General features: G+C 71.4%; 22 protein-coding genes, 3 tRNA genes and 2 pseudogenes. 18 read left to right on the top strand and 9 right to left on the bottom strand.

Going from position 1 to position 25,657, the window contains the following annotated elements; all coding sequences use genetic code 11:
* Positions 1 to 12 precede the first annotated feature (12 nt).
* The gene (locus ABGB05_RS17045) at positions 13 to 1,257 is read left to right on the top strand and encodes a LysM domain-containing protein (protein WP_347654383.1); all 1,245 of its coding nucleotides are present in this window, start codon (positions 13 to 15) and stop codon (positions 1,255 to 1,257) included.
* A 61-nt stretch (positions 1,258 to 1,318) separates the two neighbouring features.
* On the opposite strand, the gene ABGB05_RS17040 is transcribed toward ABGB05_RS17045, so the two are convergent.
* Positions 1,319 to 2,170, bottom strand: coding sequence for a Rieske (2Fe-2S) protein (locus ABGB05_RS17040; RefSeq protein ID WP_347654382.1), 852 nt, complete (start codon positions 2,168 to 2,170; stop codon positions 1,319 to 1,321).
* Positions 2,171 to 2,294: 124 nt separating this feature from the next.
* Here ABGB05_RS17040 and ABGB05_RS17035 point away from each other — a divergent pair, with 124 nt between their 5' ends.
* The 4 genes and pseudogenes from ABGB05_RS17035 to ABGB05_RS17020 form a co-directional block, all read left to right on the top strand.
* Positions 2,295 to 3,320 carry an NAD-dependent epimerase/dehydratase family protein gene (locus ABGB05_RS17035; protein WP_347654381.1) on the top strand — a complete coding sequence of 342 codons (1,026 nt, stop codon included), beginning with the start codon at positions 2,295 to 2,297 and terminating at the stop codon, positions 3,318 to 3,320.
* 7 nt (positions 3,321 to 3,327) lie between these two features.
* The gene (locus ABGB05_RS17030) at positions 3,328 to 3,777 is read left to right on the top strand and encodes a nuclear transport factor 2 family protein (protein ID WP_347654380.1); all 450 of its coding nucleotides are present in this window, start codon (positions 3,328 to 3,330) and stop codon (positions 3,775 to 3,777) included.
* Positions 3,778 to 3,853: 76 nt separating this feature from the next.
* On the top strand, positions 3,854 to 4,369 hold the full coding sequence (locus ABGB05_RS17025; protein WP_347654379.1) for a DUF402 domain-containing protein: 516 nt from the start codon (positions 3,854 to 3,856) through the stop codon (positions 4,367 to 4,369).
* A 176-nt stretch (positions 4,370 to 4,545) separates the two neighbouring features.
* Positions 4,546 to 5,295: pseudogene (locus ABGB05_RS17020) on the top strand (crotonase/enoyl-CoA hydratase family protein); the annotation flags it as partial.
* Between the two features lie 217 nt (positions 5,296 to 5,512).
* Here the strand turns inward: ABGB05_RS17020 and ABGB05_RS17015 are convergent.
* From ABGB05_RS17015 to ABGB05_RS17000, 4 genes are all read right to left on the bottom strand, one after another.
* Positions 5,513 to 6,103: a pyridoxamine 5'-phosphate oxidase family protein gene (locus ABGB05_RS17015; protein ID WP_347654378.1), complete on the bottom strand. Its 591-nt coding sequence runs from the start codon at positions 6,101 to 6,103 to the stop codon at positions 5,513 to 5,515.
* A 138-nt stretch (positions 6,104 to 6,241) separates the two neighbouring features.
* On the bottom strand, positions 6,242 to 7,864 hold the full coding sequence (locus ABGB05_RS17010; protein ID WP_347654377.1) for a glycoside hydrolase family 13 protein: 1,623 nt from the start codon (positions 7,862 to 7,864) through the stop codon (positions 6,242 to 6,244).
* Positions 7,865 to 8,299: 435 nt separating this feature from the next.
* Complete coding sequence (locus tag ABGB05_RS17005; RefSeq protein ID WP_347654376.1) at positions 8,300 to 9,301, bottom strand: LacI family DNA-binding transcriptional regulator; 1,002 nt, start codon at positions 9,299 to 9,301, stop codon at positions 8,300 to 8,302.
* Between the two features lie 52 nt (positions 9,302 to 9,353).
* Complete coding sequence (locus ABGB05_RS17000) at positions 9,354 to 10,775, bottom strand: NAD(P)/FAD-dependent oxidoreductase (protein ID WP_347654375.1); 1,422 nt, start codon at positions 10,773 to 10,775, stop codon at positions 9,354 to 9,356.
* Positions 10,776 to 11,214: 439 nt separating this feature from the next.
* Here ABGB05_RS17000 and ABGB05_RS16995 point away from each other — a divergent pair, with 439 nt between their 5' ends.
* The 3 genes from ABGB05_RS16995 to ABGB05_RS16985 all read left to right on the top strand — a co-directional run bounded on the left by ABGB05_RS16995 (position 11,215) and on the right by ABGB05_RS16985 (position 14,537).
* On the top strand, positions 11,215 to 12,594 hold the full coding sequence (locus ABGB05_RS16995) for an extracellular solute-binding protein (RefSeq protein WP_347654374.1): 1,380 nt from the start codon (positions 11,215 to 11,217) through the stop codon (positions 12,592 to 12,594).
* Between the two features lie 86 nt (positions 12,595 to 12,680).
* Positions 12,681 to 13,637 (top strand): sugar ABC transporter permease, encoded by a 957-nt coding sequence (locus ABGB05_RS16990; protein ID WP_347654373.1) that lies wholly within the window; start codon positions 12,681 to 12,683, stop codon positions 13,635 to 13,637.
* A 12-nt stretch (positions 13,638 to 13,649) separates the two neighbouring features.
* The gene (locus ABGB05_RS16985; protein WP_347654372.1) at positions 13,650 to 14,537 is read left to right on the top strand and encodes a carbohydrate ABC transporter permease; all 888 of its coding nucleotides are present in this window, start codon (positions 13,650 to 13,652) and stop codon (positions 14,535 to 14,537) included.
* A gap of 12 nt (positions 14,538 to 14,549) precedes the next feature.
* Here ABGB05_RS16985 and ABGB05_RS16980 read toward each other — a convergent pair whose 3' ends face one another.
* A complete protein-coding gene (locus ABGB05_RS16980; protein ID WP_347654371.1) occupies positions 14,550 to 15,521 on the bottom strand; it encodes a phytoene/squalene synthase family protein in 972 nt (323 codons plus the stop codon).
* 129 nt (positions 15,522 to 15,650) lie between these two features.
* Here ABGB05_RS16980 and crtI point away from each other — a divergent pair, with 129 nt between their 5' ends.
* The 6 genes from crtI (at position 15,651) to ABGB05_RS16950 (ending at position 19,338) form a co-directional block, all read left to right on the top strand.
* Positions 15,651 to 17,144, top strand: a complete 1,494-nt coding sequence (gene crtI / locus ABGB05_RS16975; RefSeq protein WP_347654370.1) for a phytoene desaturase family protein — start codon at positions 15,651 to 15,653, stop codon at positions 17,142 to 17,144.
* Positions 17,141 to 17,794 (top strand): isopentenyl-diphosphate Delta-isomerase, encoded by a 654-nt coding sequence (gene idi, locus ABGB05_RS16970; RefSeq protein ID WP_347654369.1) that lies wholly within the window; start codon positions 17,141 to 17,143, stop codon positions 17,792 to 17,794. The genes crtI and idi overlap by 4 nt, the downstream gene beginning before the upstream one ends.
* Positions 17,760 to 18,800, top strand: a complete 1,041-nt coding sequence (locus ABGB05_RS16965) for a MerR family transcriptional regulator (RefSeq protein ID WP_347654458.1) — start codon at positions 17,760 to 17,762, stop codon at positions 18,798 to 18,800. The genes idi and ABGB05_RS16965 overlap by 35 nt, the downstream gene beginning before the upstream one ends.
* A gap of 172 nt (positions 18,801 to 18,972) precedes the next feature.
* A tRNA-Glu gene (locus ABGB05_RS16960) sits at positions 18,973 to 19,045 on the top strand.
* Between the two features lie 39 nt (positions 19,046 to 19,084).
* Positions 19,085 to 19,161: transfer RNA gene (locus ABGB05_RS16955), tRNA-Asp, on the top strand.
* 103 nt (positions 19,162 to 19,264) lie between these two features.
* A tRNA-Phe gene (locus ABGB05_RS16950) sits at positions 19,265 to 19,338 on the top strand.
* Positions 19,339 to 19,627: 289 nt separating this feature from the next.
* On the opposite strand, the gene ABGB05_RS16945 is transcribed toward ABGB05_RS16950, so the two are convergent.
* Positions 19,628 to 20,014 (bottom strand): hypothetical protein, encoded by a 387-nt coding sequence (locus ABGB05_RS16945; protein WP_347654368.1) that lies wholly within the window; start codon positions 20,012 to 20,014, stop codon positions 19,628 to 19,630.
* Between the two features lie 68 nt (positions 20,015 to 20,082).
* Between ABGB05_RS16945 and ABGB05_RS16940 the strand changes: the two genes are divergently transcribed.
* The 4 genes and pseudogenes from ABGB05_RS16940 (at position 20,083) to ABGB05_RS16925 (ending at position 22,513) form a co-directional block, all read left to right on the top strand.
* Entirely contained in the window at positions 20,083 to 20,556 is a 474-nt protein-coding gene (locus tag ABGB05_RS16940; RefSeq protein WP_347654367.1) for a MarR family winged helix-turn-helix transcriptional regulator, read from the top strand.
* A gap of 29 nt (positions 20,557 to 20,585) precedes the next feature.
* Positions 20,586 to 20,774 (top strand): annotated as a pseudogene (locus ABGB05_RS16935) (hypothetical protein); the annotation flags it as partial.
* Positions 20,775 to 21,015: 241 nt separating this feature from the next.
* A complete protein-coding gene (locus ABGB05_RS16930; RefSeq protein WP_347654366.1) occupies positions 21,016 to 21,873 on the top strand; it encodes an SPFH domain-containing protein in 858 nt (285 codons plus the stop codon).
* A gap of 121 nt (positions 21,874 to 21,994) precedes the next feature.
* Entirely contained in the window at positions 21,995 to 22,513 is a 519-nt protein-coding gene (locus tag ABGB05_RS16925) for an SRPBCC family protein (RefSeq protein WP_347654365.1), read from the top strand.
* Between the two features lie 9 nt (positions 22,514 to 22,522).
* Here the strand turns inward: ABGB05_RS16925 and ABGB05_RS16920 are convergent, their stop codons facing one another.
* Entirely contained in the window at positions 22,523 to 24,730 is a 2,208-nt protein-coding gene (locus ABGB05_RS16920) for an FUSC family protein (protein ID WP_347654364.1), read from the bottom strand.
* 106 nt (positions 24,731 to 24,836) lie between these two features.
* Positions 24,837 to 25,583: a DUF2786 domain-containing protein gene (locus ABGB05_RS16915; RefSeq protein ID WP_347654363.1), complete on the bottom strand. Its 747-nt coding sequence runs from the start codon at positions 25,581 to 25,583 to the stop codon at positions 24,837 to 24,839.
* Positions 25,584 to 25,657: the final 74 nt, after the last annotated feature.

The raw sequence follows: 25,657 nt of genomic DNA, 5'->3' as shown, positions 1-25,657 counted from the left end.
GGGGGCATGGCCATGCCTGCATCGCGGACGGCCCACCGGGCCGGTCGGGTCGTCACCGGACTCGGCGCGCTGATTGTCCTGGTCGGACTGCTGGTCGGCGCGCCGATCGCGCTGCTGACCTTCGCCGGCAACCCGCTACCGGACCACGTACCCACCCTCGACGAGATCGGCACCGTGCTGACCAGCCGGGACGACGGGCAACTCTTCCTGCGGGCGCTGGCCCTGGTGGGCTGGGCCGGCTGGGCGACGTTCGCGCTCTCGGTGCTGGTGGAGATACCGGCCCGGATGCTGCGCCGGCCGGCGATCCGGCTGCCCGGGCTCGGTCGCCAGCAGCGCTGGGCCGCCGCCCTGGTCGGCTCGGTCGCCCTGGCCCTCGCCGCCGGTCCGGTGGCGGCGACCGCGGCCACGGGCAGCGGGCTGGCGGCCCTGCCGGCGCCGGCGGTGCTGCCGGCCTCGGTCGGCTCGGCTGCCCTGCTCGCCGACGAGCCGCCGTCCGGGCCGGCACCGCACTGGATGACCGAAACCCCGTCCGGACCCGCGCCGCACTGGATGACCGAAACCCCGTCCGGACCGGCGCCGCACTGGATGGCCGCACCGGGCGGTCCGGACCAGCCGGAGCCGGTGTACCGGGTGGAGAAGGGCGACTACCTCGGGCACATCGCCGACCGGTACCTCGGCGACTTCGACCGGTACCCGGAGTTGGCCCGGCTGAACAGGATCGGTGACCCGGACCGGATCCGCCCCGGCCAGTTCCTGCACCTGCCGGAGTCCGCCGAGGACCGGGGCGTACGCGACCACGCCACCGGCCTGGTGGCCAACCCGCCGCCGCCCGGCGGTTGGCCGGAACCAGACCGCCCCGGACCGGTCCAGCCGGTCCAGCCCGACCGGGCGACAGAACGGCCGGGCATTGCAGAGCAGCCGGGCGGGACAGCGCAGCCAGGCACGGCAGAGCAGCCGGGCGGTGGGCCGGCGAGCGGGCCGTTCCCCGACGGGCGGCAGTCGGAAGGGACCGGTACGACCGCGCCCCCGTCGGGTCGGGGAGGTGACGACGGGACGACACACCCGGTCGGCGCGACCGGTCCGGTCGGCGGCACGCCGGACGGGGTCGACCGGCCACTGGCGGTTGCCGCGGTGATCGCGGCGGCCGGCATGGTCGGCGCGCAGGTCGGTGCGTTGTTCGGGCTGCGGGGCCGGCCGTCCCGACGGACCTCGGTGAGCACCGGCCGGCACCGGCTCCGTGACGGGGCGGGTGACTGAGAGCCAACGCTCAGCACGAGGATTCGACCTGTCCCGCTGTGCCGGGCGGGCCGCGGACTGCTCAGGGAAGGCGGGTCTGCACAACGCCCCCGACGACCCGGGTGGGCAGCACCTGCTGGTCACTGGCGGCCGGACCCTGCACCACCCGACCGGCGTCCAGCTGGAACCTGCTGCCGTGCCACGGGCACTGGACGCAGTCCCGACCGCCCACCGTCACCAGCTCACCCTCGCCGAGCGGACCGCCCTGGTGGGCGCACCGGTCCAGCAGCACACTCACCTGGTCACCCTGCCGGTAGACCAGCACCGACACCTCGTCGATCCGACGGGTGAGCAGGGCACGTTCCGGCAGGGCGGCCAGGTCCGCGATCGCGTACCAGCCGTCGGAGAGCTGACGCAACTCCGGCGCCCCGTGGTTGACCGCCGACGCCTGCTTGTAGGCCAGATGCCCGCCGAGGAACGCGCCACCGCTGACCGCCGACAGGCCGGCGAACCCGAGGGCCCGGCCGACCGTGTGCAGCCCACCGAGCCGAGCGGCGAGTGAGCCCGCGTACAACAGGACACCGACGCCGTTGGCGATCGCGTGCACCAGACCGACCCGACGCTGCTCCCGGGCCAGCGACGCCCAGTCGTTGACCCCGGCGAGCGCGGCGGGCAACGCGGTGGCGGTACCGACCGCGACCAGGGCGGTGGCGGCGCGGCGCTGGCCTGGCCACAGGTCGAGGATGGCCGAACAGGTCCAGGCGCCGACCGGCAGTTGCACCAGCGCCGGATGCAGCGGATGCCCGAGCCACACCCCGTGCAGGGCGTCGCGGACCCGCTGCGGACGCAGCACCGCGAGCACCCCCCGCTGGAGCCGGTCACCAGCCCGGTCCAGTACGGCAGTCTGCTCAAGTCGGCTCAGAAGGGCACGCACCGCCGGGGTTTACCCACCGTCGCGGTCGGCAAACGCCCACCGGTTCGACAGCGTCCACCGGACCGGCACACACTCCGGGCGAGTCGCCGGCATGCCCGGACCCGGGCCGGGTAGAACGGCAGGCATGCGGATCGCGATCACCGGCGCCACCGGCAACGTCGGCAGTGCGCTGCTGCGCCGGCTCGCCGCCGAGCCGGACATCGAGGTGATCGGCATCGTCCGGCGCTGTCCGGAACCGGGCTCCGGCCCGCCGTACGACGCGGTGCGCTGGCACTCCGCCGACCTCGGGGACCCGGCCTGCCTGCATCCACTCGCCGAACTCCTCGCCGGGGTCGACGCGGTGGTGCACCTCGCCTGGCAACTGCAACCCGGTCACCAGCGCGCCCGGATGCGGCGGACCAACATCAACGGCACCCGGCACGTGGTGAACGCGATGCTCGCCGCCGACGTACCGAAACTGGTGTACGGGTCGTCGGTCGCGACGTACGCGCCCGGGCCGAAGGACCGGCTGGTCGACGAGAGCTGGCCGGCAACCGGCATCGGCCGGCGTTCCGGCTACAGCGTCGACAAGGCGACCGTGGAGGCGTACCTCGACGGCGTCGAACGCGACTACCCGGGGCTGCGGGTGGTCCGGATGCGCAAACCCCTGGTCGTCCAGCGTGAGGCGGGCGCCGAGGTCACCCGGCACCTGCTCGGCCGCCTCGTACCGGTCTCGTTGTTCCGTGGCGGGCGCTTCCCGGTGGTGCCGCGGCACCGGCTGTTACGGGTACAGGTGGTGCACGCCGACGACGTCGCCGAGGCGTACCTGAAGGTGTTGCGCGGTGGCCTGACCGGAGCCTTCAACCTCGCCGCGGAGCCGGTGCTCGACGGGCCGCTGGTCGCCGCCGAGGTCGGCGGGCTGGCGGCGCCGCTGCCGCTGCCGCTGCTCCGGCTGCTGGCCCGGACGGCGTGGCGGAGCCGGCTGCTCCCCGCCGACGAGGGCTGGTTCGAGCTGAGCGCCGCCGCGCCGCTGATGGACTGCTCCCGGGCCGAGCGGGAGCTGGGCTGGCGGCCCCGGCACGACGCCGTCGACGCGCTGCGGGAACTGCTCGCCGGGATCGCCGAGCATGCCGGCGCCCCGACTCCACCGATGCGTCAACAAGCAGCCTGATCGGCAGGTGGAATCCCTTCTTGTCGCCGGGCGGCGGCCGGTTGTGGCGAAGGGCCCGTTCCTGACACCCGGGTGCGGCAGGCTGGAGGGCGTGGACCGGACCGGGGTGGCGGACTGGATCGCCGGGTACGAGCGGGCGTGGCGCGCTGTCGGCACCGCCCCGCTGGCCGAACTCTTCACCGACGACGCCCGCTACCTGCAGGGACCGTACCGGGAACCGGTGGTCGGCCTGCCGGCGATCGCCCGGATGTGGCAGGCGGAGCGGGAAGGCCCGGACGAGGTCTTCACGATGCGGCACGAGATCGTCGCGGTGGACGGCGATGTCGCGGTGGCCCGGGTCGAGGTACGGTACGGCCCGCCGAGCGGAGACGAGTACCGCGACCTCTGGATCATGCGGTTTGCCGGGGACAACCGGTGCCGGTCCTTCGAGGAGTGGCCGTTCGCCCCACCCGGCTGAAACCGGTGGCGTGGACCACCCCTCCAGGCTAATCTCGGCCCTCGACCTGAGGATCCGACAAGACGAGGCGTACGACATGGCGGAGCGGAACCTGACCGACGAGCGGCTGTCGGCGGGCAGCCCGGTGACGGTACGGCTGGTCAAGGCGCCCCGGCCGGACAAGTCGTACCCGGCGACGGTGGTCGCCGACGACGGCGTCCACGTGACGGTTTACGCCCCCTGGGCTGACCCGCAGGTGCGGGATCTGGGTTTTGTCCAGTTCGCACCGGGCGACGTCTTCGTCGAGCACTACTGGCGGGACCGGTGGTACGCGGTCAAGGAGGTACGGGACGCGGCCGGCGGGCTCAAGGGCTGGTACTGCGACGTGACCCGGCCGACCGTGGTCCGGGGCGGCGCGCTGGAGGTGGCGGATCTCGACCTCGACCTGTGGGTCTCGGCCGACCTGAGCCGGGTGGAACGGCTGGACGAGGACGAGTTCCTGGCCAGCGGCCTGGTCGAGCGTGACCCGGTCGCGGCGGACCAGGCCCGCCGGGCCCTGGCCGAACTGGTCGACCTCGCCGCCGACGGCTTCAGCACGACCCTCGCCCGGTAGCCGACTGTCGCCCGGTGGCGGAGCGTCGGCCCGCCCGGTAGCCGGCCGTCGCCTGGTAGCCGGCCGTCGCCCGGTAGCCGGCCGTCGCCTCGTCCGGCCGGCCCGCCCGGAACTGGGGAGCAGGACCGCGTACCCGGGGGATGGGCAGACCCACGTCCGGCAGGCATCCTGGTCCGATGGGCGTACGGGTGGAGGATAACGGTCCGGTTCGGACGGTGGTGCTGTCCCGGCCGGAGAGCCGGAACGCGGTGGACGGGCCGACCGCCCGGTCACTGGCGGACGCGTTCCGGATCTTCGACAGCGACGACGAGGCGTCGGTGGCGGTGCTCTGGGGGGAGGGTGGCACGTTCTGCTCCGGAGCCGACCTGAAGGCGATCACCACGTCCAGCGGCAACCGGGTCGAACCGGAGGGGGACGGTCCGATGGGACCGACCCGGATGGTGTTGACCAAGCCGGTGATCGCCGCGATCGCCGGATACGCCGTCGCCGGCGGGCTGGAGCTGGCACTCTGGTGCGATCTGCGGGTCGCCGAGACCGACGCCGTGTTCGGGGTGTTCAGCCGCCGCTGGGGCGTACCGCTGATCGACGGTGGGACGAGTCGGCTGGCCCGGTTGGTCGGCGAGAGCCGGGCGATGGACCTGATCCTCACCGGCCGGCCGGTTCCGGCCACCGAGGCGTACGAGATGGGGTTGGTGAACCGGCTGGTGCCGCCGGGTGAGGCGCGGGCGGCGGCGGAGCGGCTGGCCGCCGAGATCGCCTCGTTTCCGCAGCGCTGCCTGCGCAACGACCGGCTGGCCGTCCTGGCCGGCGCCGGTCGGCCGGACGCGGAGGCGCTGCGCACCGAGCTGGCGTACGGGATGGACTCGCTCGCCGTCGACGCGCCGGAGGGGGTGGCCCGGTTCGTGGCCGGCGAGGGCCGGCACGGGACGTACGATCCGACGCCCCGGCCCCGACGGGGGCCGGCGGCCCGGGTTGTCGGCGGGGACGGCGACGCCGCCGGAACCGGGTAGCCGGCGCGGACCGGCGCCTGGCCGTCCCCGAAGCCGGCGGCGAGACCGTAGCCGGGGCGGTCAGCCGCATCGGGTGGGCCGACGACGGTCGGTCAGGCCGGTCAGTCAGCCGGGCCGGGCGGGCCGACGACGGTCAGTCAGGCCGGTCGGGTAGCGGCGGCAGCGGGAGTGGGATCGCGGGCAGGCCGTCGAGGCTGCTGGCGACGTACTCCTTCTTCTCGCAGTAGGCGGAGAACTCCTCGTCGGTCTTGCGGCCGAAGAACTCCGTGTGCAGCGTCCGCTCCGCCCGCAGGTCCATCAGTGGTACGGCGTAACCACAGCTGTCGCTGATCCGGTGGGCGGTGACCAGGATGATCGCCCGCAGGCCCGGATCGTCGGCGCGGCTGAACCGCCCGATCAGGTCGCCCCAGCGCGGCTCGTCCCGGAAGACCACCTCGCCCCGGCCGTGCACCCGGACGATGTTCGGCGGGCCGTCGAAGGCACACCACATCAGGGTGATCCGGGCGTTCTCCCGCAGGTGGGCCACGGTTTCCGCGCCGCTGCCCCCGAAGTCGAGGTACGCCACCGTCCGCTCGTCGAGCACCGCCAGCGAGCCGGTGAGGCCCTTCGGCGAAAGGTTGACGTGCCCGTCGGCGGCCAGTGGCGCGGTCGCCACGAAGAAGACCGGCTGTGCCTCGATGAAGGCGCGCAGTCGACCGTCGATCCGATCATGAACTTTGCCCACGTTCCCATCCTGCTCCGCCGTACTGAACAGGACAAACATCGTCCAGCAGGTGGGCGGGCCCAGCTGTCAGGGGAGGGGCCCTCTCCGATACCGGAGACGACCGGAGACGACCGGAGGCCCCCTCCCTGACATCCGTACCTAGACCTCGAGCCAGATGGCGGTGTCCGGCGGCAGAACGTCACCGTCGACGGGGCGGCTGGTCAGCAGCCGGGTACGGTGTGCCGGCAGCGGCACCGGCTCGGCGGATAGGTTCACCAGGCAGATGAACCCGGGGTCGCGGGCGAGGGCGAGCACTCCGTCCGGGGCGTCGAGCCAGCGCAGGGCGCCGTCGCCGAGGGCCGGCAGCGCGCGGCGGAGCCGGATCGCCGTACGGTAGAGCTCCAACATCGAGTGCGGGTCGCCGGTCTGCGCCTGTACGGTCCGGTCCTTCCAGGTCGCCGGCTGCGGCAGCCATGGCGCGGTGGTGGCCCCGTCCGGGCTGAAGCCGAACGGCGCGGCGTCCCCCTCCCAGGGCAGCGGCACCCGGCAGCCGTCCCGGCCCGGGTCGACATAGCCGGAGCGCGGGTACATCGGGTCCTGCCGCAGTGCCGGCGGGATGTCCTCGACCTCCCACAGGCCCAGTTCCTCGCCCTGGTAGACGTACGCGGCGCCGGGCAGCGCCAGGGAGAGCAGCGCGGCCGCCCGGGCCCGTACGGTGCCGAGCTCCAGGTCGGTCGGGATGCCCTCGCGCTTCTTCGCGAAGGCGAAGGTGGTGTCCTCGCGGCCGTACCGGGTGACCACCCGGGTGACGTCGTGGTTGGAGAGGACCCAGGTCGCCGGTGCGCCGATCGGGGCGTGTTCGGCGAGGGTGCCGTCGATGCTGTCGCGCAGCTTGGCGGCGTCCCAGGCGCAGCTGAGGAAGTCGAAGTTGAACGCGGTGTGCAGTTCGTCCGGCCGCAGGTAGTTGGCGAACCGCTGCCGGTCCGGCAGCCACACCTCGCCGATCAGCGCCCGTGGCTCCGGGTACGAGTCGGCGATCCGCCGCCAGCTCCGGTAGATCTCGTGTACGCCGTCCAGGTCGTGGAACGGGTGCGGCGAGCCCTCCACCACCTCGGGCAGGGTGTGGTCCTTGAGCAGCAGAGCGGCCGAGTCGATCCGGATGCCGTCGATGCCCCGGTCGAGCCAGAACCGCAGGATCTCCTCGAACTCGGCCCGTACCCGGGGGTGGTCCCAGTTGAAGTCCGGCTGCTCCGCGGCGAACAGGTGCAGGTACCACTCACCCGGGCTGCCGTCCGGGTTGGTGGTCCGGGTCCAGGTGCCGCCGCCGAACTCGCCGATCCAGTCGGTCGGCGGTAGATCGCCGTGCTCCCCGCGTCCGGGACGGAACCAGAAGAGGTCCCGCTCCGGCGCGCCCGGCCCGCCGGCCAGCGCCGCCTGGAACCAGGGGTGCTGGTCCGAGCAGTGGTTGGGGACCAGGTCGATGATGATCCGCAGGCCGAGCTGGTGCGCCTCGGTGACCAGCTCGGTGACCTCGTCGAGGGTGCCGAAGACCGGTTCGATGGCCCGAAAGTCGGAGACGTCGTAGCCGGCGTCGGCCATCGGGGACGGGTACCACGGCCCGAACCAGATGGCGTCGACACCGAGGTCGGCCAGGTAGCCCAGCCGCTTCCGGATGCCGGCGACGTCGCCGATGCCGTCGCCGTTCGCGTCGGCGAAGCTGCGCGGGTAGACCTGGTAGATCACCGCGTCTCGCCACCACCGGCGGCTGTCTGATGTGGACACGAGTACCTGCTCTCTGGATCGGTCCGGGGTCGTCGCCGTCGGCAGCTGGCCACCCGGGTCCGGGCGTGCGGGGGTGACACGGACCTCTGCTACGCCTTGTTTGGTGTCGATGACCATACAAACCCTGCGCGAGCTTCGCAATAAGCCGACAGAAGTCTGAAAGATGACGACCGAGGCTGTCCGGGTTGCGGGTGAGTGGCGATCTGCACGGCGCAGGGCCGGCCGGGCTTCCGGATGTTCCCGGACGAGACACGAGCCGGGCCGGGTCAGCCCGGGGACGGCAACGCACCAGAGCGGGACGGCCCCACCCGGGGGTGGCCGTGGCAGGCGGCCGGCAACATGGTCGTTCCGGCCGGCGGCCGGCAACAGCGACAGTGGGACGGCGACGATCTCGGAGCGGGCGACCTGCGACGAGCGGCGGCAGCGGGTGCCGGCTCAGTGGCCGGGTGCCGGCGCGGTCGAGCCGCGTACCACGAGTTCGGGTTCGAAGAGCAGCTCGTCGGTGAGCACCCCGACCCCCTCGATCTGGTTGACCAGCAGGTCCACTGCGGCCTGGCCCATCATCTCGATCGGTTGCCGGACCGTGGTCAGCGGCGGGTCGGTGCAGGTCATCAGCGCCGAGTCGTCGAAGCCGACCACCGAGATGTCCGCCGGCACCGCGCGACCCAACCGACGGGCGGCCCGGATCGTGCCGAGCGCCATCACGTCGCTGGCGCAGATCACCCCGGTCACCCCGCGCTCGATCAGCTTGCTCGCCGCGACCCGGGCACCCTCCATCGAGAAGCTGGAGCGTTCCACGCACTCCTCGCCCTCGGACCAGCCGGCGATGTTCGCCATCGCGGCCAGCTTCCGGCGGGACGGTACGTGGTCGGCCGGCCCCAGCACGAGACCGATCCGCTCGTGTCCGAGCGACCGCAGGTGCCCGTACGCCTGCTCGACCGCCACCGCGTCGTCGGTCGACACGCACGGGAAGCCCAGCTCGTCCACACCCGCGTTGACCAGGACGACGGGCAGGCCCCGGTCGGTCAGCCGGCGGTAGTGGTCGTGCTGGGCGTCGGCCAGCGCGTACGAGCCACCGGCGAAGATGACGCCGGAGACCTGGTGGTCGAGCAGCATCTCCACGTAGTCCACTTCGGAGATGCCGCCGATGGTCCGGGCGCAGAGCGCCGGGGTCAGACCACGCTGGGCGAGTGACCCGGTGACCACCTCGGCCAGCGCGGGGAAGATCGGGTTCTGCAGTTCCGGCAGGACGAGTCCGACCAACCGGGCCCGTTCTCCCCGCAGTTTGCTGGGCCGTTCGTAGCCGAGCACGTCCAGGGCGGTCAGCACGGCGACCCGGGTGCTCTCGGAGACGCCGCCCCGACCGTTGAGCACCCGGCTCACCGTGGCCTCGCTGACCCCGGCCTTCCGGGCCACCTCGGTGAGTCTTCTCGTCACGGCCGCGATCGTACGACAGGAACTTGCAAAAACCGAACCAAAGTTCGCCGCGCTACTGCAACAAACCTCGTACCGCTGTCTCGATCGCCCGGTGGAAGGTCGGATAGGCGTAGATCATGCCGGCCAGCGTCTGCACCGGGACCTCGGCGTGCACCGCCACCGCCAGCGCGCTCAACACCTCGCCGCCGACCGGCCCGACCGAGGTCGCGCCGACCAGGATCCCACGGTCGGCGTCGGCGACCAGCTTGATAAAGCCCTCGCCACCGACGTCGTGGATCCATCCCCGGGTGGAGTCGGAGAGCGCGGTGTTGCCGACCCGGACGGTCAGCCCCCGGTCCCGGGCCTGCCGCTCGGTCAGCCCGACCGCGCCCACCTCCGGGTCGGTGAAGGTGACCCGGGGCACCGCCCGGTAGTCGGCCCGCCGGGCGCCACCCTGCCGGGAGGCGGTCCCGGCCCGTTCGAGGATGTCGTCGATCGCGACCCCGGCCTGGTACATCGCCACGTGGGTGAAGGCGCCGTGTCCGGTCAGGTCGCCGACCGCCCAGATGCCGTCCGCCGCACGCATCCGGTCGTCGGTCGTCACGAACCGCGCCGTCGGGTCCAGCCCGACCGTGTCCAGGCCGAGCCGGTCGAGTACGGCCCGCCGGCCGGTCGCCACCAGCAGCCGTTCCCCGCGTACGTCGTCGCCGTTCGCCAGGTGCACGGTGAAGCCGGTGCCGTCGTACGCCACCCGCTCGGCGGCGGCGCCGGTGTGCACCGTCACCCCGTCGGCGCGCAGTGCCGCGGTGACCTGTTCCGACGACTCCGGTTCCTCCAGGGCGAGGATCCGTCCGCCGGCCTCGATGATCTCGACCCGTACGCCGAACCGGGCGAAGACCTGCGCGAGTTCCACCCCGATCGCCCCGCCGCCGAGGATCACCAGGGATCCGGGCAGTTCGGCCAGTTCGATCGCCTCCCGGTTGGTCCAGTACGGCGTACCGGCCAGCCCCGGCACCGGCGGGATGACCGGGGTGGTTCCGGTGCCCAGCACGACCCCGATCCGGGCCCGGTAGAGCTCGTCGGCGACCTGGACCAGGCCGGGGCCGACCAGCCGGCCGGTGCCCCGGACCAGACGGCCGCCGTTGGCGGTGAACCGCTCGGCGGCGCGGTTGTCGGTCCAGCCGGCGGTGGCGTCGTCCCGGATCCGCCGGGCCACCGTGTTCCAGTCCGGCTCGACCCGGGCCCGACCGGCCAGGTGGTCGACCCGACGCGCCTCGGCGAGCACGTTGGCCGCCCTGATCATCATCTTGCTCGGTACGCATCCCCAGAACGGGCACTCGCCGCCGACCAGGTTGTGCTCGACGCCGACGACCGTGAGGCCGGCGGAGGCGAGTCGGTTCGCCGTCTCCTCGCCGCCCACCCCCAGCCCGATCACCACGACGTCCACCTCGGCGGTGACGTCGCCGTCCGCGTGCCTCTGTTCCGGTTCAGCCATGAGGCCAGCTTTCCGCATCCGTGGCTGGCCGACCAACCGGATCGGCGCATCGGGCTCCCCGCCCCGGGCACGTCGGACGGCAACTCCGTGCCGGGTTCCCGACTCGGATTTGGGGCGCATCCGACAAACCTCAGAAGCCTCCGGCGACGGGCGAGAGGGCAACCGCGCCTCGGCTGGCTCCACCAAACCAGTGGATTCCGGGCATCAAGCATTACTCCTGTCATCATCTGTCGTGATGGAGTCGTGTCTTTTCACAGCACAATCGATATCTTGCGAAGATGAGTTCGCCTCGCTACAGTGACCCCACTCACACACTGACGCCACGCAGCTCCAGGGCCTGGTCACCGGGCGGATAGCGGTCGACAGCAGGGCAGCCACGGTGACGATCCCGCGGATCAGCAGAGGTCCTGGAGACTCCCGTTCCCGAAGGGATGGACAGATGTCCGTACCGCAGTACCGGAAGGCCGCGGCCCTGGCGCTCGCGGCCGGCCTGGGGCTCAGCCTCACGGCATGTTCCACGAAGAGCGACGACGGCGACTCGAACGCCGGCGGCAAGGTCACCATCACGGTCGACTGCCAGCCGGTCGGCTCCCAGAAGGAGCTGCTGCAGAACTGGAACGACGATGTCGCCGAGTTCCAGCGGCTGAACCCGGACATCGTCGTCAAGAGCGTGAGCGTCGGCGAGCAGTGCAACAACCCGCCGGACTTCACCGCCCGGCTCGCCGGCGGCACCGTGACCGACGTGTTCTACGGATACATGACCGACCTCCAGCAGGTGCTGGACTCCGGCCAGGCGATGGACATCACCGGGTTCGCCACCAGGGAGACGGTGCCGACCTGGGACAGCATCGACCCGGCGCTCAAGGAGGTCTTCAGCGACGGCGGCAAGCTCTACGCCCTGCCGGTGAAGAACTACTCGATGGGTCTGATCTACAACAAGGTCCTGTTCCAGCAGGCGGGGCTCGACGTGAACAACCCGCCGAAGACCTGGCCCGAGGTCCGGGAGGCGGCCAAGAAGATCTCCGCGCTCGGTAACGGCATCGCCGGCTACTCCGAGTACAGCGCCGGCAACACCGGCGGCTGGCACTTCACCGCCCTGCTCTACTCCCAGGGCGGCCAGGTGCTGACCCCGGACGGCACGAAGGCCGACTTCAACAACCCGATGGGCAAGCAGGTCCTGCAGAACCTCAAGGACATGCGGTACGGCGACAACAGCATGGGCAGCCGCCAGCTGCTGCAGTGGGGCGACCTGCTGACCAACGCCGCCGGCGGCAAGGTCGGCATGTTCGTCGGCGCGCCGGACGCCACCCAGGCGATCGTCAGCCAGTTCCAGGGCAAGTTCCAGGACTGGGCGATGGCGCCGCTGCCCGGCCAGGCCGGTCCGGCCAGCGCGACCCTCGGCGGCGGCGAGGGCTACTTCTTCAAGAAGGGCCTCACCCCCGAGCAGGTCAAGGCCGGTCTGAAGTGGATCGCGTACCAGAAGCTGACCCCGGGCAAGGGCCAGTTCGACTACGTACGGTCCAAGCCGCAGAACTACCCGGTCGGGCTGCCCCAGCCGCTGCTGTTCGCCAACGGCACCGAGGCGCAGAAGCAGGAACTCGAACTGCGCAAGGCGAACGCCAACGTCGACACGGCGAACTTCGCGCTCTTCGAGGCGACCCCGGTCCCGATCAAGGGTGAACCGCGCAACGCGCAGGCGATCTACGCGGTCCTCGACGCCGCGATGTCCGGGGTGCTGACCAACCCGAACTCGAACATCGACGCACTGCTCAAGACGGCCGAGGAGAAGGTCAACCAGCTGCTCGCCGCCGAGAGCTGACGTACCCCCGGGGGGCCGGCGGACACCGGCCCCCCATCGGCGTCCGCGCCGCCCGAGTCCGGCCACCGATTTCCGCAGGAGTTGCCTTGGCGATCACCACCGTCCCGGGGACCACCAGGCCGGGTCGCGCCGCGCCACCGCCGAAGACGGCCGGTCCGCGGCGTACCGGCCTCGGCCGCAAGGTACGGGACAACCTCACCGGGCACGCGTTCCTGATCGGCGCGGTGCTCTGCTTCGCGGTCTTCTCCTGGTACCCGATGATCCGCGGCATCGTGATGAGCTTCCAGCGCACCCGACGGGGCGAGACCACCTGGGTGGGCTGGGACAACTACCTGCGCATCATCGACGACCCGAGCTTCTGGACCGCCTGGAAGAACACCCTCTACTTCACCGCGCTCGCACTGATCCTCGGGTACGCGGTGCCGTTCTTCGTGGCGATCCTGCTCAACGAGTTCCGGCACTTCAAGGGCTATCTGCGGATCCTGGTCTACCTGCCGGTGATGCTGCCGCCGGCCTCGGCGCTCTTCCTCTTCAAGTACTACGCGTACGACCCGAGCGAGGCGGGCCTCTTCAACGCGGTACTCAAGGCGCTGCACCTGCCGACGTCGCAGTGGATGCAGTCCCCCGACATGACGATGCCGGCGATGGTGTTCGCGTCGACCTGGATGAACATGGGCGGCGCGGTGCTCATCTACCTGGCGGCGCTGCAGAACATCCCCGGCGAGCTGTACGAGGCGGCCGAGCTGGACGGCGCCGGGACCTGGCGACGGATCGTCAACGTGACGATCCCGCAGACCCGGCTGATCCTCCTGCTCCTGGCGATGCTGCAGATCGTCGCCACCATGCAGCTCTTCATCGAACCGCTGATCCTCGCCAACGGTGCGGGCGCGGAGGACTCCGCGACCTCGGTGGCGTACCTCATCTACCAGCACGGGTTCTTCCAGAACGACCTCAACGGCGCCGCGGCGCTCGGCGTGATCATGCTGGTGGTGCTCGCCGGCTTCAGCGCCGTCTACGCGCGGATGACCTCGAAGCAGGACTAGGACGGGCGAGACATGGCACAGGACTCCGGCACCCGGACGCTCATCTCCCACGCCCAGCTGAGGCGGGGGCGCGGCAGGGTCGTCTACTGGACGCTGCTCACCGTCGTCGTGGTGGTGTTCACCCTGGTCTTCCTCGGGCCGCTCTACTGGATGGTCACCGGCGCGTTGAAGTCCGGCCAGGAGATCGCGCAGGTCCCGCCGACCCTGTTCCCCGAGGATCCCCAGCCGCAGAACTACGTCGACGCGTGGCAGAACCTCGACCTCGCCAAGCTGCTCTTCAACACGTTCTACTACGCGACCGGCGCGGTGCTGTTCCAACTCGTCTTCGACGCCGCGGCGGCGTACTCGTTGTCGAAGCTGCGGCCGGTCCTCGGCAACGTGATCCTCGGCCTGATGCTGGCCACCCTGATGATCCCGGCGATGGTGCTCATCGTCCCGCAGTACGTGACCGTGATCGACCTGCCGATCCTGCACATCAACCTGCTCGACTCGCCGTTCGCGATCTGGCTGCCGCTGGTCGCGAACGCGTTCAACATCTTCCTGCTGAAGCGCTTCTTCGACTCGATCCCGGAGGAGCTGATGTCGGCGGCGGTGATGGACGGGGCGTCACCGCTGCGCACCCTGTGGTCGATCATCCTGCCGATGTCGCGCCCCATCCTCGGCGTGGTCTCGATCCTGGCGGTCACCGCGGTCTGGAAGGACTTCCTCTGGCCGAAGCTGGTCATGCCGTCGCCGGAGACCCGGACGGTCAGCGTCGGCATCTACGCCTTCTCCGGTGGTACGCCGATGAACGTGGTGGTCGCCGCCTCGGTCATCGCCGCGATCCCGACGGTGATCATCTTCCTGATCTTCCAGCGGAACATCATGTCTGGCCTGACCACCGGCAGCATCAAGGGCTGACCACCGGCGGTTTCAGCGGCTGACCGCCGGCGGTTTCAGCGGCTGACCGCCGGCGGCCCGCTCGTCCCGGGTCGGGGCGGACGGGGTTCCGGGTACCGGCACCGGGGCGCCGGTCGGGGTCAGCAGTGCCCGGGTGACCACGGCGGCGCGACGGCCTTTCGGCACCACGGCCCGGCGGGCGAAGACCTCGTAGTCGGCGGCGACGACCTCGTCGAGGATGCCGCCGTACAGCAGGTACGCGGTCCGGATGCAGGACTGCGACGCGGGGGCGAGCAGGGTCACCCCGGGCGCCGCCGCCGCGTAGTGCGCCCGGGCGCGCTCCACCTCGTACCTGATCAGGTGCCGGACCCGGGGTGGGCTGGCCCGTCGCCGCGCGGCCTCGACCAGGTCGGCGCGGGTCACCCCGAACGCCGCCAGGTCCTCGCCGGGCAGGTAGACCCGGTCCCGGGCCAGGTCCTCGGCGACGTCCCGGATGAAGTTGGTCATCTGGAAGGCGAGGCCGAGTTGCCGGGCCGGTTCCCGGGCGGCGGCCGGGTCGGCGCTGCCCAGGATCGGCAGCATCATCGTGCCGATCGCCGCCGCCGAGCCCGCCATGTAGTCGAGCAGGTCGGCGTAGCGGGGGTAGTCGGTGACCGTGAGGTCCATCGCCATGCTGCGCAGGAAGACGGCGAAGTCCGCCCGGTCGAGGTCGAAGACCGCGATGGTGTGCAGGACCGCCGGCAGCAGCGGGTCGTCGACCGGTTCCCCGGCCAGTCCGGCCAGGAACCGCTCCGACCAGTCGGCGAGTCGCGCGGCCCGGGCCTCGGCCGGCAGGTCCTCGGTGCGGTCGACGATCTCGTCCGCATAGCGGGTGAAGCCGTAGAGGGCGTGCACATGTCGTCGTTTCCACGCCGGCAGCAGCCGGGTCGCGAGATAGTAGGTCCGGCCGTGCTGTCGGTGCAGCTCGCGACAGCGCTGGTAGGACCCGTCGAGACTGGTGTACACCGACCCTCCCGGGGAATCGACGCATAAATCGATGCAACTCGTCAGCTCAGGGTACGCTCAGCGGCGGACGGACGCCGGGGTTCGCCCCGTCGACGGAGCTGCTGGTGACGGCGTGGCGGAGGTGGACGGGTGCGAACCGTGACAGGACGGACCGACCGAGTGGTGGTCGTCGGCGCCGGACTCGGTGGCCTGGCCTGCGCCCTGCACCTGGCCGGCAGCGGCCGCCAGGTGACCGTGCTGGAACGCGAGCCGCTCCCCGGCGGCCGGGCCGGGCGGTTGACCCTGGACGGCTATGAGTTCGACACCGGCCCGACCGTGCTGACCATGCCGGACCTGCTCGCCGAGGCGTTCGGCGCGGTCGGCGAGGAGTTGACCGACTGGCTGGACCTGGTCCGGCTCGACCCGGCGTACCGGGCCCACTACCCGGACGGCTCCACACTGGACGTGATCACCGACACGTCCCGGATGGCCGCCGAGATCTCCCGGGTCTGCGGCCCCCGGGAGGCCGACGGCTACCTGCGGTTCGTCGACTACGCCCGGCGCCTCTGGCAGCTCGAACGCGCCGACTTCATCGACCGCAACCTGGACAGCCCGACCGATCTGCTCACCGCCAACCTGCTCCGCCTGCTCGGCGCCGGCGCCTTCCGGCGACTCCAAACCAAGATCAACCAGTTCTTCGCCGACCCCCGGACCCGACGGATCTTCTCCTTCCAGGCCATGTACGCCGGCCTCGCCCCGCACGACGCGCTCGCCATCTACACCGTCATCGCGTACCTCGACTCGGTCGCCGGGGTCTGGTTCCCGCGCGGCGGCATCCACGCCGTCTCCCGGGCACTCGCCGACGCCGCCGAGAAACACGGCGTACGGATCCGGTACGGCACCACGGTCACCCGGGTGGAGTCCTCGACGGGCCGGGCCACCGGCGTGGTCACCGCCGACGGCGAACGGATCCCGGCCGACGTGGTGGTGCTCAACCCCGACCTGCCGGTCGCGTACCGCGACCTGCTGCCCACGGCGGCCGGACCCGGCCCACGCCGACTGCGCTACTCGCCGTCCTGCGTGGTGCTGCACGTCGGCGCCCGGCAGGGCTACCGGCGGATCGCCCACCACAACATCCACTTCGGCCGGGCCTGGCGGGGCACCTTCGACCAGGTCATCCGTCGGGGCGAACTGATGTCCGACCCGTCGCTGCTGGTCACCAACCCCAGCCGGACCGACCCGTCGGCCGCGCCACCGGACCGGCACAGCTACTACGTGCTCGCCCCGGTGCCCAACCTCGAGGTCGGTGCCGGGCTCGACTGGCAGGGCGACCTGCCCCGACGGTACGCCGACGAACTGCTCGCCACCCTGGAACGACGCGGCTACCGCGGGCTGACCGACAGCGTCGAGGTGAGCCGGATCGTCACCCCGGCCGACTGGGCCGCCGCCGGGATGGCCGCCGGCACGCCGTTCGCCGCCGCGCACAGTTTGTGGCAGACCGGCCCGTTCCGTCCGGGTAATCTGCACCGAACATTGTCCAATGTGGTTTTCGTCGGCTCCGGCACCCAGCCGGGCGTCGGCGTGCCGATGGTGCTGATCTCCGGGAAGCTCGCCGCTGCCCGGGTGACGGGAGGTAACGGATGACATCAGGTCGCGAGGCGCACCTGGTGGAACTGGTCGACGAGGCCGGGACGGCGCTCGGCACCCGTACCGTCGACGAGGCGCACCGGTCACCGGGCCTGCTCCACCGGGCCTTCTCCGTACTGCTGGTCGCCCCGGACGGGCGGGTGCTGCTCCAGCGGCGGGCCGCCGTCAAGACCCGGTTCCCGCTGCGCTGGGCGAACAGCTGCTGCGGACATCCGGCCCCCGGCCAGTCACCGGAGCGCGCCGCCCGGGTCCGCCTGCGCGAGGAACTCGGCATCAACCCCGTACCGCTGACCGAGGTCGGGGTCTACCTCTACCGCGCCGAGGACCCCGGCACCGGTCGGGTCGAGTACGAGTACGACCACGTACTGCGCGGCGAGTTCGACCCGGACGCCGTGGTGCTGCCCGACCCGGACGAGGTCGCCGACCTGCACTGGGTGCACCCGGCGGAACTGCGCGACCGGATCACGGCCGACCCCGGGTCGTACGCCCCCTGGCTCGGTGGGGTGCTGGGCCGGTTCACCGGTTCGGGCCCGGCGGCCGGCGCCGTCGGTGTGGATCTCCCCGACCCGGGTGGCCGGGCCGCCGGAGCCCGGACCGGACCCCTCGGAGCCGATCACCCGGCGACGGAGCGGCAGGGTGGCCGATGACGGACTGAGCGCCGGCGACGTCGCGCGCCGGCTCGGGGTGGCGGTCACCACCCTGCGCAGCTGGCACCGGCGGTACGGGCTGGGCCCGAGCCGGCACGTGCCGGGTCAACATCGACGGTACGCCCCGGACGATCTCGTCCGGCTGGAGTTGATGCACCGGCTCACCGTCGAGGGGGTGAACCCGGCCGAGGCCGCGTACTGGGCCCGACGGGCTCCCGTTGCGGCGAGTGGTCCCGCCGCCCCGGCCATCCCCGCCGCCCCGGACGCCACCCCCGCCTCGGACGCCACCCCCGCCTCGGACGCCATCGGCGCCCCTGCCGTCGCCGCTGTACCGGAGGGCCCGGGGCGAGCGCCGGGTCGGACCGGCGGCGGACCGGTCATCCCGGTACGGCGGGCCGGGCCGGCCGCCCGGGGGCTGTCCCGGGCCGCCCTGCGACTCGACGCCGCGGCGATGCGGTCCCGGATCAGCACGGCGCTCGACACCGACGGCGTGGTCGCCACCTGGGAGCGGCTGCTCCGGCCGGTGCTGGCCGGAGTCGGCGACCGGCACGCCGCCACCGCCGGTCTGGTCGAGGTGGAACACCTGCTCTCCCGCTGTGTGTCGGAGGCCCTGGCAGCGGTGGACCGGCCGGCCGCCACCCCGTCCCCGCCTCGGATCCTGCTCGCCTGCGCCGACGAGGAGCAGCACAGCCTGCCGTTGGAGGCGCTGGACGCCGCGCTGGCCGAACTGGGCGTGCCGTGCCGCCTGCTCGGCGCCCGGGTGCCGACGACCGCGCTGGTCGCGGCGGTACGCCGCACCGCACCGGACGCCGTGGCCGTCTGGTCGCATCTCCCGGACACCGGTGACCCGGAGCAGCTCCGGGCGGTGCTCGCGACGCCCCGGCGCCCGGTGCTGCTGCTGGCCTGCGGCCCGGGCTGGCCGGCCGGTGCGCTGCCGGCCGGGGTGGTCACCCCGGCGAGCCTGGCCGAGGCGGTCGCGCTGCTCCGCGCCGTACCGGTGGGTTGATCGCCGGATCCCGGCATCTGTCGGGCGCGGAACGGGTGATTTGGGAGGTATTGTGGTAGCCGGGATACCGGTTTTGCTGGGCGGCACGGGATCACGTATGCTTTCCAAGCCTCCGGCGGGGCCGGATGGGAGCACAGCCGTCAAAGTTGTCATGTGCAATGATGGCGGGGCCGCCCTCATCGTCTAGCGGCCCAGGACGCCGCCCTTTCAAGGCGGTAGCACGGGTTCGAATCCCGTTGGGGGCACGGCTCCGGTCTCGGCCGGAGGCATAGCAGTACGAGCTAGGTCCTGTGGAGCAGTTGGAGTGCTCGCCGCCCTGTCAAGGCGGAGGTCGCGGGTTCAAGTCCCGTCAGGACCGCCAGCGCCGCTCGCCGCGCGTCTGTACGCGCGGCGTTCTGCGTTTCGGCCCAGGTTCCCAGGGCGGCGGTAGCGCCGTCGTACAGGTATCATGAGCCGAGCAACCCGGCCAGGTAGCTCAGTTGGTACGAGCGTCCGACTGAAAATCGGAAGGTCGGCGGTTCGACCCCGCCCCTGGCCACATAGCCTTTCGCCGGGCTACAGAGGTCCCCACCAGCGGAAACGCGGGTGGGGATCTTGCTTTTCGCCAGGCTCCTGGTGACGAACTGTGGATCAGGCCCGACGGCGGCCGTTGCGGTACCTCCGCTCTACACCCTGCCCGGTACGGCCTGGCTGACCTCCTGGGCTTGCCGGTCACAGTTGTCGGCATAGAGGCCCACAGAATGATGCGCACGGATCACGGCTACAGTCGAGCGCGCCGATGGAGTGTTGTTTGGTGCTCGTAACCGGCTCCGACACTTCATTGATCCCTATGCCGTGACGACAACTCCGCCGATTCCTGTGCGCCCGGCCGGGGTGCCTACAAGCTCGACCGTGAGGCCGGCACGGACGCGCTCCCCGAGGACGTCGACGATGGCGTCCGTGACTCCGGAGACGAGGCGGGCGACGATCTCGTCGGCGTCGGGTCGACTGAACGCCGCCTCCCTGATGCCGAACGTGACGCTGGGAGAGGCTGCTTCTGCTGGGTTGCCGCCGATACCCCAACGGCCGGACGGTAGGCCGATCAACTGCACGACCGCGATGCTTCGGGCCCACTCCCCGTAGACGGCGACGACCGCGTCGGTCAGGTTTCGAATCAATGCGGTCTCCTGACCGGCCAGGTCGCTCTCCAGCACATGCACGCTGAGGTGGGGCATACCATCCTCCGTGAACGGGTTTGACCACAAATTAGCTTTGGTTACAAAGGTATTCGGGAGGTGGGCGGATGTCAACGCCTGACACCACGGACGACACGGTCAGGACGTTGCTCCTGGTGATGCCAAGGTTGGTCGGTAGGATCAAGCGTCTGCCACTGCCGGAACAGCTACGGTCACTTGAGCTGGCGCCGAGACACCTGTCGATGCTGTCCCTGCTCCTACTCGACGGTCCGCTGACCGTCTCCCAACTGGCCGGGATGCTGGGTGTGGCACCGACCACGGTGAGCCTGATCGTGGGCGATCTGAGCCGCAGAGGAGTCCTGGTACGGCGCGAGGACGACGCCGACCGCCGCCGCCGCATCGTCGACATCAGTCCTGAGAGCCGTCCGGCCATCACCCAATGGCTGTCTCCGGGCGCCCATGCGTGGCGGCAGGCCCTCGCACCGCTGAGCCCGGCACAACAGCGCACATTCGTCGACACCCTGCTCAGGTACGAGGCGGCCGTCTCGAGCCCGACGGAAACGGCACCAGCCAGCGGTTAGCAGCAACACCGCACACGGACCCGTTGAAGGTCCTGGCCGACTCCACCCAGACCATGCTGTGCACGTACCTGTCCGCGGTACTCCTCGTCGGCCTGGTCCTCAACGCCGCCGCCGGCTGGTCGTGGGCGGACCCGGCCGCCGCGCTCGTCATCGCCGGGGTGGCCGTCAAGGAGGGCGTCGGGGCGTGGCGCGGCGAACACTGCGCCGACTGCGCACCCGCCGGTGCGGCACCCGACGCCTGCGGTGCCGGCTGCTGCGGCACCGAGGCCGTGTGACGGGCGTGGGCCGCACCGCGTACGCCTGAGATCCGAACGCCGATATTCCATAAGGCCTGTCGGCGGACGAGATGCCGTTGAATGTCCGGGCATCAACGGAAGTCGAGGTTGTCCGCCCTCGCTACACTTCGGATACCGATCAAGATCACGGGAATCGGTCGGGCCCAGCAGAGGAGATGCGGCAATGCCAGCGCTGTTCGTCTGTGCACTGATCGTCTTCGCCGCCGCGGTGGTCGGCGCGCTCTACGCGGCGTTCGCGCCGAGGGGCACCCGGGCCGCGGCCCTGGGCGGTGCGTTCGCCGCACTCCTGCTCGGCGTCACACTCACCATCGCCTCCTCGGCGAATTCGGTGCCGGTCCGGAACGTCGGCATCGTGACCTCGTTCAACAAGCCCACCGGTGAGACCACCGGCAGCGGACTGAACTGGGTCGCGCCATGGAACAAGATCGGCGAGTGGGACGCCAGCCGGCAGAAGTACGACCACATCGGGGCCGACAACGCGGTCCCGGTCCGGACCGGAACGCTCGCTGTCGCCGGAGTCGAGCTGCTGGTCGAGTGGCAGGTCCGTGCCGAGAACGCGCCCCGGCAGTTCATGGACTACAAGGGGGACTTCGAAGCGTTCCGAGGTCAGCGCGTCGGCGTCCAGCTCGACGGCGCGGTGAACGACGCCTTCGCCACCTACAACCCGCTGGCGAACATCGACGCGAAGACCGGGAACCTCAATGTCGACCTGAAGCCCTTCGCCGACAAGGTGAAGACCTCCGCGCAGGAACGTCTCGGCGACGACATCGAAATCCTCAGCGTCACGATCATCCGGGTCAACCACGACGAGAAGACCGAGGCCAACATCAAGGTCTTCCAGGACAAGCTGGCGCAGGGCCGGAACCTCGACCAAGACCTCATCAACGCGGAAAAGCAGAAGGCCGTCACCGAGAAGAACGCCGAGGTCGACAAGATCACCCGCTGCCTCGAAATTGCCGAGCGGACCGGCAGCAACCCGGGCCTCTGCCTCAACCCGGGAATCGTGATGGGCGGCAAGTGATTCGTCACCGATCCTCGTGAAGCCGGACGGTACGTGAATCGATCTACCGTTCGGCGCACGGATCGACCGCCCGCCGCGCCAAAGGTGCACAGCTAGGAGGCAGCCGGTATCGTCCGGGCCTATGGGACAGGAGACCACGAACGCCGCCGCGATTCGGCAGGAGTCGACCGCGTACTCCGTGCGCAGCAGCCTGCGTGTCCCGGGCCCGGCCGATCGGGCCTTCAGGGTGTTCACCGATCGGCTGGCGGACTGGTGGGTAAAGGAGTACACCTGGTCCGGTCCGGACCTGCTGGCGAGAATCGGCATCGAGTCCGGCGTCGGCGGGATGGCGTACGAGATCGGTCCGCACGGGTTCCGCGCCGACTGGGGTCGGGTGGTGGAATGGCAACCGCCCCGGCGCCTCGTCTTCACCTGGCAGATCGGGCCGGACCGGGCTCCGGTGCCGGACCCGTCGAAGTGCAGCGTGGTGGAGGTCCGGTTCGATCCGAAGGCGGACGGCACCACCCTCGTCGAGGTGGAGCACCGCGACTTCGACCGGCACGGTGAGGCCGCCGAGGGCTACCGCACGGCGCTCACCGCCGGTTGGCACGAACTGCTCTCCCGGTACGCGACGACCGTCCGCAACTCTCCCAGGAACTGACCGCACAGGTCAGTCGGTCCGCCGCCGGCCTTCACCGGGTCCGGCGGCCGGCAGGTCCGCCGAAGGCGGTTGGATCCGGTCCAGGTTGTCGGCCGCGCCGCTCAGCCACACCTCCACCTCGATCAGGTTCAACGCGGCGGACGGCGGCTCGCCCGCGTCCAGCACCGCCCGCACCTCCTCGGCGAAGCCGTCCGGCGCCGGGGCGGAGACCCGCTGCCGCAACCGGCCCTCCTCCAACTGCCGGGCGAGTTCGTGGTAGCTGCGCCGGATCTGCCCGGCGTACTCCTCGAGCCGGTCGGCCGCGCCGGCCACCCTGGGCAGGCGGGCGTCGGCTCCACGTCTGAGCCGGAAGATCGCGCCGAGGTGCAGGTAGTTTCCGGCGACGATGGCGGCCATCCAGTCGATCGGTGGCAGCCACCGGTCGTGTCGCTCCGCCTGGTACTGCAGGAACGAGGCTTCGGCGAGGACCAGCCCGCGCCGCGAACTGTCGAGTATGCCCATGTCCAGTGGCCGCCCCGCCAGCTTCCGTACCACTCCCTCGGCCGTCGCCGCACTCTGCTCCAGATACGCGGCGACCGAGCGGCGCACCTCGCCGCTGCCGCCCTTCGGCCAGAGCAGCACCCCGACGAGGATGCCGACCACGGCACCGACCGTGACGTCCAGCAGGCGGGCGCCGGCAATCTTCAGGTCCACCGGCCCCACCTCGGTGAAGACCAGAACGAACAGCACGGTGAACATCGCCTGGGCCCAGAGGGGCCGCAGCAGCGGGCTGAACGTGAAGGTCAGCAGCATCACCACCGGAAGTACCACCAGGATGAGTTCCGATACGTGTGCCGCGGTCAGCAGCAGGGTGCCGACCCCGGCACCGAGCAGCGTGCCGAACAGGACCGGACTCAACGCCTTTCCGGTCTCGACAGCGGAGGCCCGCATCAGGGTCAGGATCGCGAGCAGCACCCAGAACCCGTGGGTCAGGTGCAGGGATCCGGCGACCCCCCGGGCGATGGTCAACGCCACGGCGACCCGCAACGCCCCCTGCAGGTACACCGAACGGGTGGTCAGGTGCAGGCGGAACTGCTGCCAGTAGAGGAAGATCGAGGAGCGCCGGGCGTAGAAGACGTCGTCCGGCCCGGGCGCCGGCCGGGGGCGCGGGGGCAGCCGGAGCCCGGAGGCGATCCGGGTGGTCAGGCCGAGGGTCCGGGCATTGCTGGCGAGCCGCAACGTGATCGCGGCGAACTGCAGCAGCGTGACCGTCCGAGCCGGATCGTCGCGTTCGATCACCGGATGGCGGTAGCCGTGCCGGATCTGGGTGTCGAGCTCGGCCAGTTCGTGTTCCGCGACCGGTGCCGTCCGGTCGGCGAGGGTGTCGGCGGCGGCGTGGATGACCTCGGCCGCCCGCCGGAGCAGTCGGGTCAGATCCTCGTCGCGGATGTCGGTGCCCCTCGCCCGGAGCCGGTCCGCCTGGACCAGGATCTGCGACAGCAGGCTCGTGCTGTGCCGGATCGCCCGGTCCCGGAAACCGGCCGATGCCGGACGCTGAATCGGCGGATACCCGGCCAGTGACATCCCGGCCATCGCCTGGCGCGCCGCCGCCTGGCGGCGATCCAGTTCGGCACCGTCGACCGGCTCCCCCGACGGCCGTTCGGCGACCAGTTCGATGTACCGCGCCACGGTGTGGCCGGCCTCGGCCAGGCGGTCCCGGTACCCCGGGGATGGCCGTTCCGGCCAGAGCAGCCGCTCGGCGAGGATGAGCAGCCCGATGCCGAGCGCGACCCCACCGAGCCGGGAGGGCAGGCTCGCCGGCTGGTACGGGGGAAAGGACGACGCGATGTAGAACAGCTGTAGTCCGGTGGCGACGCCGAGGATCCGTGGTCCGCCGGCCGTGGCGAACGCGACGGTGAAGCCGACGACAAGCATGCCGGCCACCGCCGCCCAGGTGCTCACGGAGAGCAGACTCCCGACGGTGACCAGGACCAACGCCACCGGGAGCACGATGAGCAGCGACCGGATCCGCTGCGCCGGGCTGCCGGGCAGCTGCGAGATGAAGCCGGTGGCGATCGCGCTGAAGACCGTGTAGAGACCCAGCACCGGATCACCGAGGCCGTAGGTGCCGCCGAAGAGGCCGGCCGCGGCGACCAGGGACAGTCGGACCCCGCGCCGTAGAACCTGGTAGCCCGGATCTCGCCGACGCAGCCAGCGCAGGACCCCGATCCTGGTCATGGCTCCTCTGCCGCTCCCGCCGTTTTCAGCCTCCCGGGAAAACCACCTTCCCACCCCGACCCGTCGCGCGGCGGCGCTTTCCTCCAACGGTGGACAGCGCCCGGCGTCACCTCCCGCCCACCGGGCCGGCGTCACTGTCGAGCGACGGCCGCGCGCTCCGATGACCGGAACGCAGCCCCGTCCCGCCGAGATCCGCGCGCCGACCCGCGGCAACGCCCTGATCCAGCCCACCGCCGCGCAGTCGACGCGGCGCGGCGCTACGCAGTCGCGGGTACGCCTCGGCCAGCCGTCGCTCCACCCGGTCGGTACGGTCGGCGAGCACCAACGCCACCGAGGTCGACGCGGCGGGCTGCGGCGCCGAGGCGGCGGCCGCCTGTTCCGCCCACCGGAGTCGGTCGGCCACCGCCAGGCTGAACCCGGCCAGCCAGGACCGGCGGAACGCGGCCGGATGCTCGTCCGGCGGTACGACCGCGGCGGCGAGCCCGTGCGCGGCCTGCACCAGCAGCGAGGTGAAGAGCAGGTCCACCCGCTCCAGGTCGCTGCCGAACCCGAACAGGTGCATGGCGAAGCCGTTGCCCTGCCGTCGGCGTACCGCCCGGCAGCGCAGCGCGTCGGCGATCCCGGCCAGCAGTCCCGCCTTGTCCAGGGCGTACGGCGCCGGCACGTCGACCACCCGGTCGCCCACCGGGTCGGTGTCCGGGTCACGGGCGGCGAGCAGGGCCCGGTCCACCCCGTACCGGGCGATCAGCTCCGCCGCCTTGGCGGTGAACGCCTCCGCCTCCGCCGCTGTGCAGGCCGGATCCTCCGCCTTGGCCAGCAGCTTGCGGACCTTGCTCAACATGGCCTCGGACACCCCACAGGACTACCACAGTCGGGCGGACCGCCCTGGACAGGACGCATGTGCGATATGCAAAGATGTGGATCGAT

Source organism: Plantactinospora sp. B5E13 (assembly GCF_039871775.1).
Taxonomy (GTDB): Bacteria; Actinomycetota; Actinomycetes; order Mycobacteriales; family Micromonosporaceae; genus Plantactinospora.
This window is presented reverse-complemented; position numbering and strand designations above follow the sequence as displayed.